General features: G+C 37.0%; 17 protein-coding genes. 5 read left to right on the top strand and 12 right to left on the bottom strand.

The annotated features are described in order from the left end of the window. Positions 1-15: 15 nt before the first annotated feature. From dcuC to rpsP, 5 genes are all read right to left on the bottom strand, one after another. Positions 16-1,314: a C4-dicarboxylate transporter DcuC gene (dcuC, locus tag DYE19_RS09980; protein ID WP_115323438.1), complete on the bottom strand. Its 1,299-nt coding sequence runs from the start codon at positions 1,312-1,314 to the stop codon at positions 16-18. A gap of 580 nt (positions 1,315-1,894) precedes the next feature. Beyond that, positions 1,895-2,245, bottom strand: a complete 351-nt coding sequence (gene rplS / locus DYE19_RS09975) for a 50S ribosomal protein L19 (protein WP_049214822.1) — start codon at positions 2,243-2,245, stop codon at positions 1,895-1,897. Between the two features lie 36 nt (positions 2,246-2,281). Continuing rightward, positions 2,282-3,019, bottom strand: coding sequence for a tRNA (guanosine(37)-N1)-methyltransferase TrmD (gene trmD, locus DYE19_RS09970; protein WP_115323437.1), 738 nt, complete (start codon positions 3,017-3,019; stop codon positions 2,282-2,284). 55 nt (positions 3,020-3,074) lie between these two features. Further along, complete coding sequence (gene rimM / locus DYE19_RS09965; RefSeq protein WP_049214820.1) at positions 3,075-3,602, bottom strand: ribosome maturation factor RimM; 528 nt, start codon at positions 3,600-3,602, stop codon at positions 3,075-3,077. Positions 3,603-3,648: 46 nt separating this feature from the next. Continuing rightward, on the bottom strand, positions 3,649-3,897 hold the full coding sequence (rpsP, locus tag DYE19_RS09960) for a 30S ribosomal protein S16 (RefSeq protein ID WP_049214819.1): 249 nt from the start codon (positions 3,895-3,897) through the stop codon (positions 3,649-3,651). Positions 3,898-4,156: 259 nt separating this feature from the next. Here rpsP and DYE19_RS09955 point away from each other — a divergent pair, with 259 nt between their 5' ends. Further along, positions 4,157-5,194: a glycosyltransferase family 9 protein gene (locus DYE19_RS09955; RefSeq protein ID WP_115323436.1), complete on the top strand. Its 1,038-nt coding sequence runs from the start codon at positions 4,157-4,159 to the stop codon at positions 5,192-5,194. Here DYE19_RS09955 and yczE read toward each other — a convergent pair. Further along, on the bottom strand, positions 5,147-5,815 hold the full coding sequence (gene yczE / locus DYE19_RS09950; protein ID WP_115323435.1) for a membrane protein YczE: 669 nt from the start codon (positions 5,813-5,815) through the stop codon (positions 5,147-5,149). The two genes, DYE19_RS09955 and yczE, sit on opposite strands and share 48 nt — an antisense overlap. Positions 5,816-6,050: 235 nt before the next feature. On the opposite strand from yczE, the gene DYE19_RS09945 reads away from it, so the two are divergent. After that, positions 6,051-7,328: a NupC/NupG family nucleoside CNT transporter gene (locus DYE19_RS09945; protein WP_115323434.1), complete on the top strand. Its 1,278-nt coding sequence runs from the start codon at positions 6,051-6,053 to the stop codon at positions 7,326-7,328. A 249-nt stretch (positions 7,329-7,577) separates the two neighbouring features. Beyond that, a complete protein-coding gene (gene deoD / locus DYE19_RS09940) occupies positions 7,578-8,294 on the top strand; it encodes a purine-nucleoside phosphorylase (protein ID WP_049214815.1) in 717 nt (238 codons plus the stop codon). Positions 8,295-8,355: 61 nt separating this feature from the next. Here the strand turns inward: deoD and metJ are convergent, their stop codons facing one another. From metJ to uspA, 5 genes are all read right to left on the bottom strand, one after another. Beyond that, a complete protein-coding gene (gene metJ / locus DYE19_RS09935) occupies positions 8,356-8,673 on the bottom strand; it encodes a met regulon transcriptional regulator MetJ (RefSeq protein ID WP_049214814.1) in 318 nt (105 codons plus the stop codon). Between the two features lie 146 nt (positions 8,674-8,819). Then, a complete protein-coding gene (galU, locus tag DYE19_RS09930; protein WP_115323433.1) occupies positions 8,820-9,707 on the bottom strand; it encodes a UTP--glucose-1-phosphate uridylyltransferase GalU in 888 nt (295 codons plus the stop codon). Positions 9,708-9,938: 231 nt separating this feature from the next. Further along, positions 9,939-10,127, bottom strand: a complete 189-nt coding sequence (csrA, locus tag DYE19_RS09925) for a carbon storage regulator CsrA (protein WP_049214812.1) — start codon at positions 10,125-10,127, stop codon at positions 9,939-9,941. A 134-nt stretch (positions 10,128-10,261) separates the two neighbouring features. Continuing rightward, positions 10,262-12,886, bottom strand: a complete 2,625-nt coding sequence (gene alaS, locus DYE19_RS09920) for an alanine--tRNA ligase (RefSeq protein WP_115323432.1) — start codon at positions 12,884-12,886, stop codon at positions 10,262-10,264. Positions 12,887-13,125: 239 nt separating this feature from the next. After that, the gene (gene uspA, locus DYE19_RS09915; RefSeq protein WP_049214810.1) at positions 13,126-13,551 is read right to left on the bottom strand and encodes a universal stress protein UspA; all 426 of its coding nucleotides are present in this window, start codon (positions 13,549-13,551) and stop codon (positions 13,126-13,128) included. 184 nt (positions 13,552-13,735) lie between these two features. Here uspA and mazG point away from each other — a divergent pair, with 184 nt between their 5' ends. After that, positions 13,736-14,524, top strand: coding sequence for a nucleoside triphosphate pyrophosphohydrolase (mazG, locus tag DYE19_RS09910; protein WP_049214809.1), 789 nt, complete (start codon positions 13,736-13,738; stop codon positions 14,522-14,524). 98 nt (positions 14,525-14,622) lie between these two features. Here the strand turns inward: mazG and ilvC are convergent, their stop codons facing one another. Further along, the gene (gene ilvC / locus DYE19_RS09905; protein ID WP_115323431.1) at positions 14,623-16,098 is read right to left on the bottom strand and encodes a ketol-acid reductoisomerase; all 1,476 of its coding nucleotides are present in this window, start codon (positions 16,096-16,098) and stop codon (positions 14,623-14,625) included. 182 nt (positions 16,099-16,280) lie between these two features. On the opposite strand from ilvC, the gene ilvY reads away from it, so the two are divergent. Next, positions 16,281-17,162: an HTH-type transcriptional activator IlvY gene (gene ilvY / locus DYE19_RS09900; protein ID WP_049214807.1), complete on the top strand. Its 882-nt coding sequence runs from the start codon at positions 16,281-16,283 to the stop codon at positions 17,160-17,162. The last annotated feature ends 43 nt before the right edge of the window (positions 17,163-17,205 follow it).

The following is a 17,205-nucleotide window of genomic DNA, read 5'->3' as shown; positions in this document are numbered from 1 at the left end:
TTCTCCTCTTTATACTTACAACATAAACAAGGCTAAGAATAATATTGCTAAAACCATCCCTGGTGCGGTACGTTTCACCATCTCAACAGGACTAACCATCGCTAGACCAGCACATACAATTGTGACTCCTGCAATCGGAGAAGCTGTACGTCCAATTGCACCTGAAATTGCCGCTGCCATCCCTAGATTCACATGAGTATAGCCTAATTCGACAGCATGTGGTGTAACAGCGGTATTGAAAGCAATTGCCGCAGCATCACCCGATCCTGTCACAATTCCCATTAAGAATGGTCCAATTGTCGCCCCCCAACGAACAAATTCATTTGAATGTTTGAGAAACTCAATCGCAGTATCAATTGCACCTGTTGATTTTAGACCTGCAACAAAAACACTTGCCGCAATGATAATACCTAATACATTGGCATAAGAATTACCCATACCATTAAAAAATTCGTTAGTAATTTTTACTGGTGAAATACGTGTCATAAGCACCGCATATAATGAACCAATCAACATTGCTTGTGGCACACCCATTTTAGTCCACTCTAAACCAGGTACTTTTTGTAAAGAAGTACCACCAATGACTAAAATCACCAAAGGCACTAATGGGGCTAATGCATAAAGTATATTCACTTTCATACCTTCTGCATTTTGCTCATTTTCTTTATTTTCAGCTAAATAAGCTTGACGATGTTCTTCACCATAATCTTTGAAAGCAATCGCTAAAATCGTTAGCATCACTGCTCCGATTGTACCTGCAATCATAGTATAAGGTGCATGAGATAAGTTAACTTGTGTTACTGTTAAACCTGACATTTCACTTAACATTGCTGAGTGAGAAGATCCTGGACTCATCATAGATCCAAAAGTCCCAGCCAAGATTGCAGCCCCTGCTGTTGCTGGACGTACGCCTGAGCTTTTTAACACAGGAATGAGTGTGGCGCCTACTGCTGCTGCACAACCTGCTGCAGAAGGAATAGCAATATTGATAAAGAATGTAATAATCGTGGCAATAGGAATTAAGAAAAACTTTAACCCACTTAATGGCTTTGTTAATAAATGCACTAAGTGTGTATCACATTGAGTATATTTCATCACATACGCGAAACCCATACTCGAACAAATTGCCATGATCAAACCACTTGATGTCATACTTTTAGCAAAAGCATCGAGTGCCCCCATTGGGTTAAGTGTTGCAATAGACATCAATAATCCTACACCGATTAATACAGTGCGCGTTTCATATTTTTTTATTAATAAATAGACTGCTATGATAATACCAGCAAGCGCAATAACTGCCTTTAATTCTTCCATAATCTTATCCTCAGAAATAAAATATTAAATAGAGAGTAACAATGATTAAATTGACATTAGCCTACAAAAAAGAATCAATCTATCAGTTAAAATATATGTCTGTGCTTTTACTTTCAGGTTTATAAATAAACTCTTAAAAGTTTTGTGTCATTATCTTTCATATATAAACACAATGCTTCTTCGTTAAATGATACACCCCACTAACGCTATGAACACACAGTTTACCTTCTTATATTTTAAGCACTCATCAACAGGATTTTTTAATAGCAATCATATTCGACCATAAAAAATCTCAGACGTAGTATGCGTGTTTAAAATTAATTTAGGAATTAAAAAATAATAGTTTATTGATGGGGATCACAAAATAAAATGATGAAATGTTTTTCAGCTAAAATCAGGCAAAGTAAAAAGAATTGAATGTGATGCTAATGACTTTCTCATAATCAGCTCAAACTATTACCTTAATATGTTAAAGTGATATTATTAAACGATTAAGAAAAAATTTTATAAAATAAACCGCACTTTTTTATGAATAAGCAAAGAAAAAAGGCTTGGTATCCCAAGCCTTTCCATGAGCGAATTAGTCGCCCAAACGTTCTTTAATACGTGCAGATTTACCTGAACGCTCACGTAAGTAGTAAAGTTTCGCTTTACGTACTGCACCTTTACGTTTTACTGTAATACTATCAACGATAGGAGAATGTGTTTGGAATACACGCTCAACTCCAACACCGTTAGAAATTTTACGTAACGTAAATGCTGAATGCAAGCCACGGTTACGAATTGCAATAACCACGCCTTCGAATGCTTGCAAACGACGTTTGCTACCTTCAACAACCCATACTTTAACTTCTAAAGTATCACCAGGGCGGAAGCTTGGTAAATTTTGTTTTAATTGTTCTTGTTCAAGTTGTTTAATGATGTTACTCATAATAATTAACCTTTTAATCCTAGATTGAACTGATATTTAACTGTGTTCTGCTTTAACTTGCATCAACAGTTTACGTTGTTCGTCAGTCAGAGCTAGGCTTTCTAATAGCTCAGGGCGTCGTAACCATGTTCGCTCAAGGGATTTTTTTAATCGCCATTGACGAATTTGCTCATGATTTCCCGACATCAGCACGGGTGGAACAGACAAGCCATCTAATATTTCAGGACGAGTATAATGTGGGCAATCTAATAAACCTTCTGCAAAAGAATCTTCTTCTGCGGAGGCTTGTTTACCAAGCACACCAGGGATAAATCTTGCAACAGCATCAATTAATGTCATTGCTGGCAATTCACCACCTGTGAGCACATAATCCCCAACAGACCACTCTTCATCAACTTCTGTTTCAATCAGTCGTTCATCAATGCCTTCATAACGCCCACACAATAAAATCATTTTTTGATTTTCTGCGAGAATTTTTACTCCAGCCTGATCAAGTCTGCGTCCTTGTGGCGAAAGATAAATCACTTTCGCTTCTTCTCCTACTTCCGTTTTCGCAGCTTTAATTGCATCGCGTAGCGGTTGTACCATCATTAACATACCAGGACCACCACCATAAGGGCGGTCGTCCACAGTCTTATGTTTATCATGCGTGAAATCCCTTGGATTCCAACATTGTACTTGTAAGAGATTTTGTTTAACAGCTCTACCTGTTACGCCAAATTCTGTAATTGCTTGAAACATTTCGGGGAATAGACTAATAATCCCAATTAACATAAGTTATCCTTATATATCAAAATGCAACAGCTCAAGCTAAACAGCGTACCTGAGGTTAGAAACCAGCGTCCCAATCCACTTCAATAGTCTTTGTGGTGAGATCAACTCTTTTAACTACTTGTTCATACAAAAACGGAATTAACCGTTCTTGTTTCCCAAAAGCATCTTTGGCATTTGCTCGTACAACTAATACATCGTTAGAACCTGTTTCCATCATTTCTGTCACAGTACCCATCACATAGCCCTCCAGATTCACTACACTACAGCCGATTAAATCATGCCAATAGTAATCTCCTTCTTCAAGCGTTGGAAAAACTGCTAAATCCACGCCGATTTCAATATTTGCTAAGGTTTGAGCGACTTCACGATCATCTATGTTTTTTAACTTCACGATCAAGTCATTATTGTGATAGCGCCAGCTTTCTAATTCTGTTGGTTGCCATTGCCCTTTAATCTTTAAAAACCAAGGTTGGTAATCAAAAATGCTTTCAGCATGTTCTGTTGATGAATAAATACGTAACCAACCTCGAATACCATAAGTTGAACCTAATTTGCCAACTACTTCAATTCTTTGTTGTTGCATATTCATCACCTATCTCGTTCTACTGTTACTAATAAATTAGAACAAATTACGCTGCTTTTTTAGCTTCTTTTACTAAAGCAGAAACGCGATCTGATAAAGATGCACCTTTTTCTAACCATGTATTGACACGATCTAAATCTAAACGTAAACGCTCAGCATTACCTGTTGCTAATGGATTGAAAAAGCCTACGCGCTCAATAAAGCGACCGTCACGTGGTGAACGGCTATCTGCGACAACGATTTGATAGAATGGGCGTTTTTTAGCTCCGCCACGAGATAAACGAATGGTTACCATAACCTTCCTCTAAATGTTTGATTACAAAAAGAAAACTCTCAATTATCGAAGTTATCTTGAGAGTTAAACTTACTTTTTTCTCTGTATATATAGACAAAAAGCCTGTGGATCATACTCTTTTTTCTAAAAAAAGCAAGAAATAAGCACCTTCATCCCTTAATTCAATACAATAATAAGAAAGCAATTTTTTGATTAAATTTTATAATTAAACAAGTTAAAATATTTCATTATCTAATTGAATAAACGTTGAGAAGAAAAAATGCAAAAAGTGTTAGTCGTGCGTAATGATAAGTTAGGCGATTTTATGTTGGCTTGGCCAGCCTTTGCTATGTTAAAGCAATCTAATCCTACATTAAAATTGACCGCTCTTGTTCCTCAATACACAGCTGATCTAGCACGTATTTGTCCTTATTTAGATGATGTCATCATTGATTCAGGTAAAAACGCCGAGAAATCTGCTCAACTCGCTACATTACAAGCAGTAAAAGAGCAAAAATTTGATGCCGCAATTAACTTTTTTTCTGATAAATATAATGCACTATTAGTTTGGAAAGCTAAAATCCCATTCCGTTTAGCGCCTGCGACTAAACTGATTCAATTTTTATACAATCATCGAGTCACACAACGCCGCTCAAAATCAATAAAGCCTGAGTTTGAATATAATTTAGATCTGGCTCGGGCTTTTTTACAAAAAACGGGACAGGCAATCATTGAGCCAAAACCGCCTTATTTAACTTTTGAACCAAGCAGAATACAGCAACAAAAAAGTATGCTAGTACAACAACTCCAGCTAGATTTAAACAAAAAATGGATTTTTGTACACAGTGGTTCTGGTGGATCAGCCACTAATTTGTCTCTCGCACAATATGCTGAATTAATTGTAGGACTCCTACAACAATTTGATTGCCATATCATCTTAACTGCAGGACCTAATGAAAGTGAAAAAGCACATGAACTTGCTCAATTAATCAATGATGCACGCACTGTCATTTATGATAAAAATCATGGTTTAGTTGATTTTGCTTGTTCATTGGCTTGTGCGGATCTTTTTATTGCGGGTTCAACAGGCCCTTTGCATTTAAGTGCAGCACTCAATATAGCCACTATTGGGTTTTATCCAAGCCGCCGTTCTGCCACACCATTACGCTGGCAACCTATCAATGAACCAAAAAAACATCTTGCATTTTCTCCACAAACACAAAATAAAGCTGACCAAATGGATCTAAGTTTAATTTCAATACAAAATGTATTATCCCAAGCTATTCCGTTCATTATGCAAGCTTGGGGTGGCAAATAAACGAGTAAGAATAAATTGAACAACCCAACCAATTGAAATAGCAAATAAAATTGTGCCAATACCAAGAGTGCCACCCAATAGGAAACCGAGTGAACAAACAGCTATTTCTATGAAAGTTCGCACAATACCTACTCTTAAATGAAAGCGCTGGCACAATCCAACCATTAAACCGTCTCTTGGTCCTGCGCCTTGATGGCAAGTTAAATAGAAAGCAGAGCCAATCCCAATTAATAAGATACCCACAATAATATAAGTATAACGTGCCAAAAGTGCGGTCGGTTTTGGTATAAATTCAGTAGTTAATCCCAAAAATAATGCTATAACAACAACATTCAATAGCGTGCCTAAACCGAGACGAAGCTTAAGAGGTAGCCATAACAACATCACGATACAACTAATTATGAAAGATGCCCATCCGACACTAAATCCTAGCTTTAATGACACACCCTGTGATAGCACTGTCCAAGGTGCAGACCCTAGATCAGAAAGCAGGACTAATCCCTCACCAATACCAAAAGCGGCTAATGATAATATCAATACAGCACATGATTTGGGTTCAAATGCCCAGAATGATGAAGCCGTCCAAGGCATTTGAGGTAAAATATGACTCTTTTCTCGCATAAAAATACAATCAGATAATCTATAATCACCTTTATAATAATAAAAAAGGAAAATTATCCCAATAATCTTCAGGCATATCTTATTCCACTATAAATTGAGAGCCATATCACACTTTGATGAAAATTTAAGTTACTTTGTCGATTTATGCTCCAATAACACAAGCTTTTTAATCCAAAACGCAGTAAAATTACCAACCATTCTTTTTTATTCTAACTTAGTAAAGGACTTTACAATTATGAGTACATTAATCAGTATTCTCGGTATTGCTGTATTATTAGCTATCGCGTTCTTACTTTCTAATAATCGCAAAGCCATCAATTTACGCACTGTATTTGGTGCATTGGGTATTCAAATTGCAATTGGTGCATTAATTTTATATGTGCCTGTTGGTCGTGATGCATTACTTTGGCTTTCTGATGGTATCAGTAAAGTAATCTCTTATGGTAACGAAGGTATTGGCTTCTTATTTGGAGGCTTAGTCAGCGATAAAATGTTTGAAGTATTTGGCGGTGGTGGTTTCGTTTTCGCTTTACGCGTGTTACCAATCATTGTTTTCTTCTCTGCTTTAATCTCTGTTTTATACTATATCGGTATAATGCAATGGATTATTAAAATCATTGGCGGTGGCTTACAAACTTTATTAGGCACATCAAGATCAGAATCTATGTCTGCTGCAGCAAACATTTTCGTTGGTCAAACAGAAGCGCCATTAGTGGTAAAACCTTACATCAGCAAAATGACTGAATCTGAATTATTTGCAATTATGTGTGGTGGCTTAGCCTCAATTGCAGGCTCTGTGATGGCAGGTTATGCAGGTATGGGCGTACCATTACCTTATTTAATCGCGGCTTCATTTATGGCAGCACCAGCAGGTTTATTATTTGCAAAAATTCTTTATCCGCAAACTGAAAAATTCAATGATGATTTAGAAAAAGTTGATTTAGAAAAACCAGCTAACGTACTTGATGCAGCAGCAGGTGGCGCATCATCAGGGATGAATTTAGCCCTCAACGTAGGGGCAATGTTAATTGCTTTCGTAGCATTAATTGCCTTAATCAACGGTATCCTTGGTGGAATCGGTGGCTGGTTCAATATGCCAGAATTATCACTTGGTTTAATCTTAGGCTGGATCTTCAAACCACTTGCTTGGGTAATTGGTGTAGATTGGAACCAAGCTGAAATCGCTGGTCGTATGATCGGTACTAAATTAGCTGTGAATGAATTCGTTGGTTACTTAGACTTTACAGCCTACTTAAAAGATGCGGCTGTAAATGCTAATATGGTCCAATTAACTGATAAAACTCAAGCTATTATCACTTTCGCACTTTGTGGTTTCGCTAACTTCAGCTCAATCGCAATCTTAATCGGTGGCTTAGGTGCATTAGCGCCAAATCGTCGTGGTGATATTGCTCGCTTAGGTATCAAAGCAGTAATTGCTGGCTCATTAGCAAACTTAATGAGTGCAACAATCGCAGGTTTATTTATTGGCTTAGGCGGTGTCGCATTAAGTTAAAAAGTGCGGTATGATTTAACCAATATATTGAAACACCACGACTTTGCTCGTGGTGTTGTCATATTAGGGCAACGGAAACGTTTGCATAATATAAATACGCCTCCTTGCTCAAGCATAAACAGGTTAGCTTTCTATCAATCCAACAGCAATAAAGCTAACTCTTTGTGAAAATAAACTAAAGAACGACTTTCGTTCTACCCCGATAAGCAGTTAAATTGCTATCATCAACTTAACATAAGAGGAAATATTATGACTCCACATATTAACGCTCCAGCAGGCGCATTTGCAGATGTTGTTTTAATGCCAGGTGATCCACTACGTGCTAAATATATTGCTGAAACTTTCTTACAAGATGTAAAAGAAGTGACTAACGTACGTAATATGTTAGGTTACACAGGAACTTATAAAGGTCGTAAAATTTCTGTGATGGGACATGGTATGGGTATTCCATCTTGCTCTATCTATACAAAAGAGTTAATTACAGAATATGGTGTGAAAAAAATTATCCGTGTCGGCTCTTGTGGTGCTGTACGCATGGATGTGAAATTACGTGATGTTGTTATTGGTGTTGGTGCATGTACTGATTCAAAAGTTAACCGTATCCGCTTTAAAGATCATGATTTTGCAGCAATCGCAGATTTTGATATGACGATGGCAGCAGTAGAAGCAGCAAAAGCAAAAGGCGTAAATGTACGTGTTGGTAACTTGTTCTCAGCTGATCTCTTCTACACACCAGATGTTGAAATGTTTGATGTGATGGAAAAATACGGTATTTTAGGTGTTGAAATGGAAGCAGCAGGTATCTATGGTGTCGCAGCAGAATTCGGTGCAAAAGCATTAACCATTTGTACTGTTTCAGATCACATCCGTACTCATGAACAAACTTCCGCTGAAGAACGTCAATTAACTTTCAACGACATGATTGAAATTGCATTAGAATCTGTCTTAATTGGCGATCAAGCTTAATTAAACAAATAACAAGTGCGGTTGAAATATTAAAAATTTCAACTGCACTTTTTTATTCAACTTAATATTCCCAACTTTCTGGATCAATTCCCAACTCACGCATCACTTTTTTAGCCTCTTCAGGAATTTCGTCATGACGCTCTTTTAATAAATCTTCGTCTGTTGGTAATGGTTGTCCAGTAAACGCATGCAAAAATGCTTCGCAAAGTAGCTCACTATTCGTTGCATGACGTAAATTACGAATCTGGCGACGTGTACGCTCGTTAGTTAAAATCTCTAATACTTTAATTGGTATTGATACAGTAATTTTTTTAACTTGCTCACTCTTCTTCCCATGCTCTGCATAAGGACTAATATATTTACCATCCCAATTTGCCATTCTGTTTACCTTATCAATATACTTAATAATTATGGGGTATTTTAATAAAAAATAGCGAAAATCACAATCTAGCCGTTAAGACAGCTAGATATCTGAAGTATAAAAAAGGCATCCAAAAGATGCCTAAAAGAATAAATAATCGAATATTAAAGCGATTTAACTAACTGTTTTAAATATGCCTTAAAGGGCTGACCTAGTTTTTCATGCTGTAAACCATATTCAACAAATGCTTGCATATAGCCTATTTTATCACCACAATCAAATGTCTTACCAGTCATATGGAATGCCTCAACCGTTTCTCTCTCAATTAACATGTCAATTGCATCAGTTAATTGAATCTCATCACCAACACCAATAGGTGTTTTCTCAAGTAAGTCCCAAATTGTGGCTGAAAACACATAGCGCCCAACTACAGCTAAATTAGAAGGCGCCTTTTCAATACTAGGTTTTTCTATAATATTATTGATTTTAGCACTGTCCCCCCCCATCAGAGTAACATTACCACAATCAACAATACCATAGCTGCTTACATCTTTCTCAGCAACTGGCGAGACCATAATTTGACTGACTTGTGTCTCCTCAAAGCGTTTCACCATTGCTGCTAAATTTTCACGTTTTTGATCAGCGGAAAAATCAGCCAATAGAACGTCAGGTAAAATCACGGCAAACGGTTCGTTACCAACAACTGGACGACCACACAAAACAGCATGACCCAATCCTTTTGCATTACCTTGACGTACATGCATAATCGTCACATCTTTTGGACAAATTGAGCGAACCTCATCTAAAAGTTGACGTTTAACACGTTTCTCAAGCATAGTTTCTAATTCAAATGATGTATCAAAATGGTTTTCAATAGCATTTTTAGAAGAGTGTGTAACTAACACAATTTCTTTCATGCCTGCTGCAACACATTCATTAACGACATATTGAATTAATGGTTTATCCACCAATGTGAGCATTTCTTTTGGAATCGCTTTTGTAGCAGGCAGCATACGAGTGCCTAAACCTGCAACGGGGATAATCGCTTTCATTCTTCTTCCTTTTATTATAGTAACATTTGCCTAGTTGAAACGTTATCAAAACGCATGGACATTATTACTATATATTTTCATCGGCTTTGAGCCATCTAAATTTGTATAAAACAACAAACGCTCAATCTAATCACTCAAAAAACTTCCCAACAACAATGATTTTGGGACTTTAATATTTTCATCGTCCCTATCAAATATTTAAAAATTTATCTCAAATAATTAAATATCTGCTCATTCAGGCTGTTGAGGTTCATCTAATGCCTGTTTAATACGTTGGTAAATCTCTTCTCTATGAACAGAAACGTCTTTAGGGGCCTTGATTCCAATTTTTACTTGATTTCCTCGTATATTTAGAATCGTGATAGAAATATCATCGCCGATGAGTAAGCTTTCGCCAACTTTACGGGTTAAGATTAGCATATGAACTCCTCACCTTTTTATAGTTTATGCAAAATTCCTGTTTGCTTACAACATCCCTATCTTAAATATCGAAACCACTCACTTTTTTTATTTTGCACTCCATATACAAAATAATAAAAAGTGAAAGTGTTATACTACAAGTTCGCTTTTAGCCATTCTGCACCAACAGATAATGCTTGATCTACATTATCAACTTGTGTACCACCAGCCATCGCCATATCAGGACGACCACCACCCTTACCGCCAACTTGTTGTGCTAACACATTGACTAACTCGCCTGCTTTTACTTTGCCAGTTAAATCATTTGTCACACCCGCAATTAAATTTACCTTCCCATCAACGACTGAGGCAAAAACAATAACTGCTGAGCCAAGTTGATTTTTCAAATCGTCAACCATAACACGTAGCGATTTGGCTTCAACACCATCAAGTTTCTGAATAATGACAGAAACATTGTTTATTTCAACTGCATTTTTAATCAAATCAGAGCCAGCCTGCATTGCGGCTTTTTCTTTCAAGACTTGTAATTCTTTTTCAGATTTTTTCGACTTATCTTGTAGCTGCTGAATTTTTTCTAAAATAGAATTAACATCTGATTTCAATAAATCTGCACTTTGTGTAAGCAATGCTTGCTGCTGGTGCAGCCAAGAAATCGCATTTTCACCAGTAATAGCTTCAATACGCCGAATCCCTGCCGCAATCGCAGTTTCCGTGATAATTTTAAATAAACCAATATCACCCGTGCGTTTAGCGTGAATACCACCACAAAGTTCAATGGAAAAATCGCCCATTGTCAAAACACGTACTTGATCAGCATATTTCTCACCAAATAATGCCATTGCACCTTTTGCTTTCGCTGCTTCCAGTTCCATTAGCTCTGTTTGAATGATATGGTTGGCTCGAACTTGTTGATTCACAATACGCTCAATCTCAACTAATTGTTCTTTCGTGATTGCTTCTGGATGTGCAAAATCAAAACGTAGTGCAACATCTGAAACAAGCGAACCTTTTTGAACAACATGAGTTCCCAATACTTGACGTAGTGCAGCATGTAATAAATGAGTTGCCGAATGGTTTAGTGAAGTTTGATCACGACGAACCACATCAACTACAGCATGAACAGATTGGCCAATAGCTAAACTACCACTCATTAATTCACCAATATGACCAAAAACTTGCCCATATTTTTGTGTATCTTTTACATCAAATGTGAAACCTTGTCCTACTAATCGACCACTATCACCAATTTGGCCACCCGATTCAGCATAGAATGGCGTATTTTCCAAAATAACTACAGCACTCTGCCCTGCTTCAATACGATCGACAGGCTTACCTTCAGCAAAAAGTGCGGTCACTTTTGCCAGAGATTCAGATTCAGTATAGCCTTCAAAAGTTGTCGTACCTTCAACGCGAATGACATTATTGTAATCCATACCAAATTGGCTTGCCGATTGTGCACGCAAACGTTGTGCTTCCATTTCACGATCAAAACCTGCCTCATCAATCGTGATATTGCGTTCACGACAGACATCTGCAGTGAGATCTAATGGGAAACCATAGGTGTCGTATAATTTAAATGCCACTTCACCAGAAAGTACTCCATCTTGTACATTAGCTAAAGCCTCATCTAACAATGTTAAACCACGTTCTAAAGTACGAGCGAATTGTTCTTCTTCTAAACGCAATAATTTTTCAACATTAGCTTGTTTTTCTCTGACTTCAACACCTGCTTCAGCCATCACATCAATTAATGTTGGTACTAATTTATAGAAAAATGCTTCCTTAGCACCTAATAAATTACCATGACGAACAGCACGGCGAATAATACGGCGTAATACATAACCACGACCTTCATTTGATGGAATAACACCATCTGCAATTAAGTACGCGCATGAACGAATATGATCTGCAATTACACGTAATGATTTATTATTTAAATCTTTTTCGCCAGTTAATTCCGACACTTTAGCAATTAATTTTTGGAAAATATCAATTTCATAGTTTGAATTAACGTGTTGCAATACCGCACTAATCCGCTCTAATCCCATTCCAGTATCAACGGAAGGTTTTGGTAACGCTTCCATTGTACCATCAGAATGGCGATTAAACTGCATAAAAACAATATTCCAAATTTCGATATAGCGATCACCATCCTCTTCTGGGGAGCCTGGTGGTCCCCCCCAAATATGATCACCATGGTCATAAAAAATCTCTGTACAAGGACCACAAGGACCTGTATCGCCCATCGCCCAAAAGTTATCAGAAGCATATGGTGCACCTTTATTATCACCAATACGTACGATTCTCTCAGCGGGTACACCTACTTCTTTATTCCAAATATCATAAGCTTCATCATCAGTTGCATAAACTGTTACCCATAATTTCTCTTTAGGTAACCCTAACCAACGTGGTGAAGTCAGAAATTCCCAACCAAAATGAATGGCATCTTTTTTGAAATAATCGCCAAAACTAAAATTACCGAGCATTTCAAAAAAAGTGTGATGACGTGCGGTATAGCCTACATTTTCTAAGTCATTATGCTTACCACCGGCACGGACACAACGCTGCGCAGTTGTTGCTCGAGAATAAGGACGTTTATCCATCCCCAAAAAAACGTCTTTAAATTGATTCATTCCTGCATTAGTGAATAATAAAGTCGGATCATTATCAGGAACAAGTGAGCTACTTGCTACAATTTGATGACCTTTAGTCTGGAAAAAATCAAGAAAAGATTGTCTAATTTCTGCTGTTGTTTTCATTTATATATAAGCCTTGCTTTTCATATTATTTTAAATAACTAATAACAATACGATTAAAAGTTAGTCTACTTATTTTTGCATATTTTTGGCATTTATAAAAAGGCTTTTTCTATAAAAAATAAAGATTTTTTGCCCATTCAAGCCTACAAAAAAACCAACCGCACTTCAACATTCTCATCAAAGTGCGGTTACATTTTTACAAACTTTTTACAAAAGTTTAATTATCAAATAAGTCGACCTTATTCATCACGTAAAGGTACAACTAACATGTCTACTGAAATGTTATTCATCACTTGACGTGTTGAAGACATTAGTTTACTCCAAAAGTCTTGATGATGACCAGTAACAAGCAAGTCAACATCGTATTTTTCGATAGCATCGGCTAATACTTGACCTAAATCACCACTACCACTTAGTTTTTCAGTCACAGGATAACTCGCATTTTCGGCTAAATGAACTAATGTTTGCTGTGTTTCAGAAGAAATACGATCTTGCATTGACGCCATATTAACATCAATCAATCCTGTATAAAGATCAGAAAAGTTCACATCAACGTGAATAATTGATAACTTCGCCTCATTCCGTCTTGCTACGCCAGCCGCTTTTTCTAATAAAAATTGACTTTCATCAGAAAGATCTACTGCTACTAATACGTGTTTATACATAATAAACTCCTTATCTGATCGAGGGGATTACTCATAAAGTAATATTATCATAACACCGCTCCATAAAAAAAAGTATGCACTAGATCACGTTTTAAAGAAGTTTTCCTGTTAAACTAACATTCCACTTACGAAATAAAAATTATACTATGATAAATCTCAATTTTTTAAAAAAGGTCTACTTAAAATGACATATTCAATTCAAGAGTTTGTAAAACTGATTGCTCAGTTACGCAATCCAAATGGAGGATGTCCTTGGGATCTGAAACAAAATTATCAGACCATGATTCCTTGTTTAACTGAAGAAACTTATGAGGTCATCGAAGCTATTCAACAAAACAATATGCAAGATTTAAAAGAAGAGCTTGGAGACCTTCTATTACAAGTCATTTTCTTTAGCCAGTTAGCTACTGAAGATGAGCATTTTACTTTTGATGACGTAGTGAACACTGTTTCCAGTAAAATTATTCGTCGTCATCCCCATGTTTTTGGTAATAAAAAAGCACATAATGAGCAAGAAGCCTTACAAAATTGGAATGCTATTAAAGCACAAGAAAACCAAAACAAAGGACAAACATCAATTTTAGATAATATTCCCCATGCATTTCCTGCATTAATGCGAGCTGAAAAATTACAAAAACGCTGTGCAAAAGTAGGTTTTGACTGGAATGAGACAACTCATGTCATCGAAAAAATTAAAGAAGAATTAAATGAAGTTCAGCAAGAAATAGAAAAATCACCTAGGCAGCAAGCTAAAATTGAAGAGGAAATCGGAGATTTACTATTCGCTGTCGTAAATCTCAGTCGCCATTTACATTGCCAACCCGAAGAAAGCTTACGCAAAGCTAACCACAAATTTGAGCAACGTTTTCGTGCTGTAGAAAGAAAACTCAAACAGAATAATAAAACATTTGCGGACAGTTCACTTATGGAAATGGATTTGCTTTGGGACGAAGTCAAACGAGAAGAACAATAAGACTATTATAAGTTAAAGTGCGGTCTGATTTTGTGAAATATTGATATAATAAAACCAGTCATATTCATGACTGGTTTTTTATACCTAAATAGACTCAATTAATTTGACGAAATACGTTTCATATCCGTCATATAACCGCGTAATTCCTGTCCCACAATTTCAATCGGATGATTCCGAATCGCATCATTCACATCACGTAGAGTAATATTATCAATTTCAACTGTTGGAGTCGGTTCACCTAAATCACCACGTGCTAACATTGGTATAATTTCCTTTGCTAAAATCGGTGTCGCAACATTAGCAAATAAGTAATTACCATATTCAGCAGTGTCAGAAATTACCACATTCATTTCATATAAACGCTTACGTGCAATCGTATTCGCAATTAATGGCAGTTCGTGTAATGATTCATAATAGGCTGACTCCTCATAAATACCACTGGCTACCATAGTATCAAAAGCAAGTTCAACGCCCGCTTTTACCATTGCAACCATTAATACACCATGGTCAAAATACTCTTGTTCACTAATTTTACCTTCGTATTTTGGTGCATTCTCAAATGCTGTTTTTCCCGTTTCTTCACGCCATTTTAAAAGGTTCACATCACCATTTGCCCAGTCTGCCATCATGGTTGAGGAAAACTCACCGCTAATAATGTCATCCATATGTTTTTCAAATAAAAACGCGAGTTTTTCTTTAATGAGTTCTGAAAGCTCAAACGCACGTAATTTAGCTGAATTCGATAAACGATCCATCATTAAAGTAATACCGCCTTGTTTTAAAGCTTCTGTAATCGTTTCCCAACCATATTGGATTAATTTACCTGCATAAGCAGGATCTTTTCCATCTGCAACTAATTTGTCATAACACACAATTGAGCCCGCTTGTAACATACCGCACAGAATAGTTTGCTCACCCATTAGGTCAGATTTCACTTCAGCAACAAATGAAGACTCTAGCACACCTGCACGATGACCACCTGTTGCAGCCGCCCAAGCTTTAGCAATTTCTAAACCATCACCATTTGGATCGTTTTCAGGATGTACTGCGATCAATGTTGGTACACCAAAGCCACGTTTATATTCTTCTCGCACTTCTGTACCTGGACATTTTGGTGCCACCATTACAACTGTGATATCCTTGCGGATTTGCTCGCCCACTTCCACGATATTTAAACCGTGAGAATAACCCAGTGCAGCACCTTGTTTCATTAATGGCATCACATCTGCTACAACCTTTGAGTGCTGTTTATCTGGCGTTAAATTTACGACTAAATCAGCAGTTGGAATTAATTCTTGATAAGTACCTACTTTAAAGCCGTTTTCTGTTGCACGTTGGAATGAGGCACGCTTTTCTTCAATCGCCTCAGGACGTAAAGCATAACTAATGTCTAAACCTGAATCACGCATATTTAATCCTTGATTCAGTCCTTGTGCACCACAACCGACGATAACAATTTTTTTGCCTTTTAAATAATCTGCTTCATTAGCAAATTCATTACGATCCATAAAGCGGCAACGCCCCAATTGATCTAATTGTTGGCGTAAATTTAATGTGTTGAAATAGTTAGCCATTGTTATGTCCTTAAATTTGATGTTGTTTGTGTATTGGTATGATGTTGTATTTGCATATTATTTGTACTTTGTTTTGATTATAGTGATTTTTATCATTGCGTAAATTGATATTATTGGTATTTTATATTGCAATTATTGCAACATAAGAACTATTTAATACGATATTTTGGGAAACTTACACCTTGAACTTCAACGATCTCAAACTGTTTCTGCACCTTTGTGAAACAAAAAACTTCGCTAGAACAGCGACACAAAACCATATGTCACCTTCTACACTCTCGCGCCAAATTCAACGCATGGAGGAGCAGTTAGGACAAACGTTATTCCTTCGCGATAATCGCCAAGTTGTCCTTACAGAAGCAGGTGAACAATTCCTTCCCTTCGCACAACAAAGTTGGGCAGAATGGCTACAAATAAAACAACAACTGCGCGATAATCCGACCGAAGTACTCTGTGGTGAACTGAAAATCTTCTGCTCCGTCACTGCAGCTTATAGCCATTTACCAAATATACTAGAAAAATTTCGAGCGCGTTATCCTAAAGTCGAGATTCAGCTTACTACTGGCGATCCAGCCTCTGCATTACAACAAGTACAAACACAACAAGTTGATCTTGCGCTGGCTGGTCGACCAAAAAATTTACCAAGCAGTGTCGAATTTCATTATATTGATGATATTAGTCTGTCACTCATTGCCCCTCGCATCGCCTGTCCTGCGACACAATTGTTACAAAAAACACCGATTGACTGGCAACAAGTTCCGTTTATTTTACCTGTTGAGGGGCCCGCTCGGCAGCGTATCGACGAATGGTTTAAACAACAAAAAATTAAACATCCTAGAATTTATGCTACTGTCGCTGGACATGAGGCAATTATGCCAATGGTTGCTCTCGGTTGTGGTGTTGCGATGTTACCTGATGTTGTGATTAAAAACAGTCCAATGAATAGCCAAATTTCAATATTACATTTAAATCCACCAGCACAACCTTTTGAATTAGGTATTTGTGTACAAAAAAAATGCTTAGCTAAACCATTAGTGCGTGCATTTTGGCAAGTGTTGGAGTAAAGTTGTTAACAACACGTTAATTTTATATTGCTCTAGGATAAGT

The sequence above is a fragment of the Pasteurella canis genome, from assembly GCF_900454865.1.
Lineage (GTDB): Bacteria > Pseudomonadota > Gammaproteobacteria > Enterobacterales > Pasteurellaceae > Pasteurella > Pasteurella canis.
The sequence above is the reverse complement of the archived record's forward strand: the minus strand, read 5'-3'. Positions and strand labels throughout refer to the sequence as shown.

Excerpts from the sequence above, each read along its gene's own strand:
- mazG (WP_049214809.1), top strand. The coding sequence starts at position 13,736 with ATGACATATTCAATTCAAGAGTTTGTAAAACTGATTGCTCAGTTACGC.
- trmD (WP_115323437.1), bottom strand. The coding sequence starts at position 3,019 with ATGTTAATTGGGATTATTAGTCTATTCCCCGAAATGTTTCAAGCAATT.
- rimM (WP_049214820.1), bottom strand. The coding sequence starts at position 3,602 with ATGCAACAACAAAGAATTGAAGTAGTTGGCAAATTAGGTTCAACTTAT.
- ilvC (WP_115323431.1), bottom strand. The coding sequence starts at position 16,098 with ATGGCTAACTATTTCAACACATTAAATTTACGCCAACAATTAGATCAA.
- rplS (WP_049214822.1), bottom strand. The coding sequence starts at position 2,245 with ATGAGTAACATCATTAAACAACTTGAACAAGAACAATTAAAACAAAAT.
- rpsP (WP_049214819.1), bottom strand. The coding sequence starts at position 3,897 with ATGGTAACCATTCGTTTATCTCGTGGCGGAGCTAAAAAACGCCCATTC.
- uspA (WP_049214810.1), bottom strand. The coding sequence starts at position 13,551 with ATGTATAAACACGTATTAGTAGCAGTAGATCTTTCTGATGAAAGTCAA.
- dcuC (WP_115323438.1), bottom strand. The coding sequence starts at position 1,314 with ATGGAAGAATTAAAGGCAGTTATTGCGCTTGCTGGTATTATCATAGCA.
- DYE19_RS09945 (WP_115323434.1), top strand. The coding sequence starts at position 6,051 with ATGAGTACATTAATCAGTATTCTCGGTATTGCTGTATTATTAGCTATC.
- metJ (WP_049214814.1), bottom strand. The coding sequence starts at position 8,673 with ATGGCAAATTGGGATGGTAAATATATTAGTCCTTATGCAGAGCATGGG.
- csrA (WP_049214812.1), bottom strand. The coding sequence starts at position 10,127 with ATGCTAATCTTAACCCGTAAAGTTGGCGAAAGCTTACTCATCGGCGAT.
- galU (WP_115323433.1), bottom strand. The coding sequence starts at position 9,707 with ATGAAAGCGATTATCCCCGTTGCAGGTTTAGGCACTCGTATGCTGCCT.
- deoD (WP_049214815.1), top strand. The coding sequence starts at position 7,578 with ATGACTCCACATATTAACGCTCCAGCAGGCGCATTTGCAGATGTTGTT.
- yczE (WP_115323435.1), bottom strand. The coding sequence starts at position 5,815 with ATGCGAGAAAAGAGTCATATTTTACCTCAAATGCCTTGGACGGCTTCA.
- DYE19_RS09955 (WP_115323436.1), top strand. The coding sequence starts at position 4,157 with ATGCAAAAAGTGTTAGTCGTGCGTAATGATAAGTTAGGCGATTTTATG.
- alaS (WP_115323432.1), bottom strand. The coding sequence starts at position 12,886 with ATGAAAACAACAGCAGAAATTAGACAATCTTTTCTTGATTTTTTCCAG.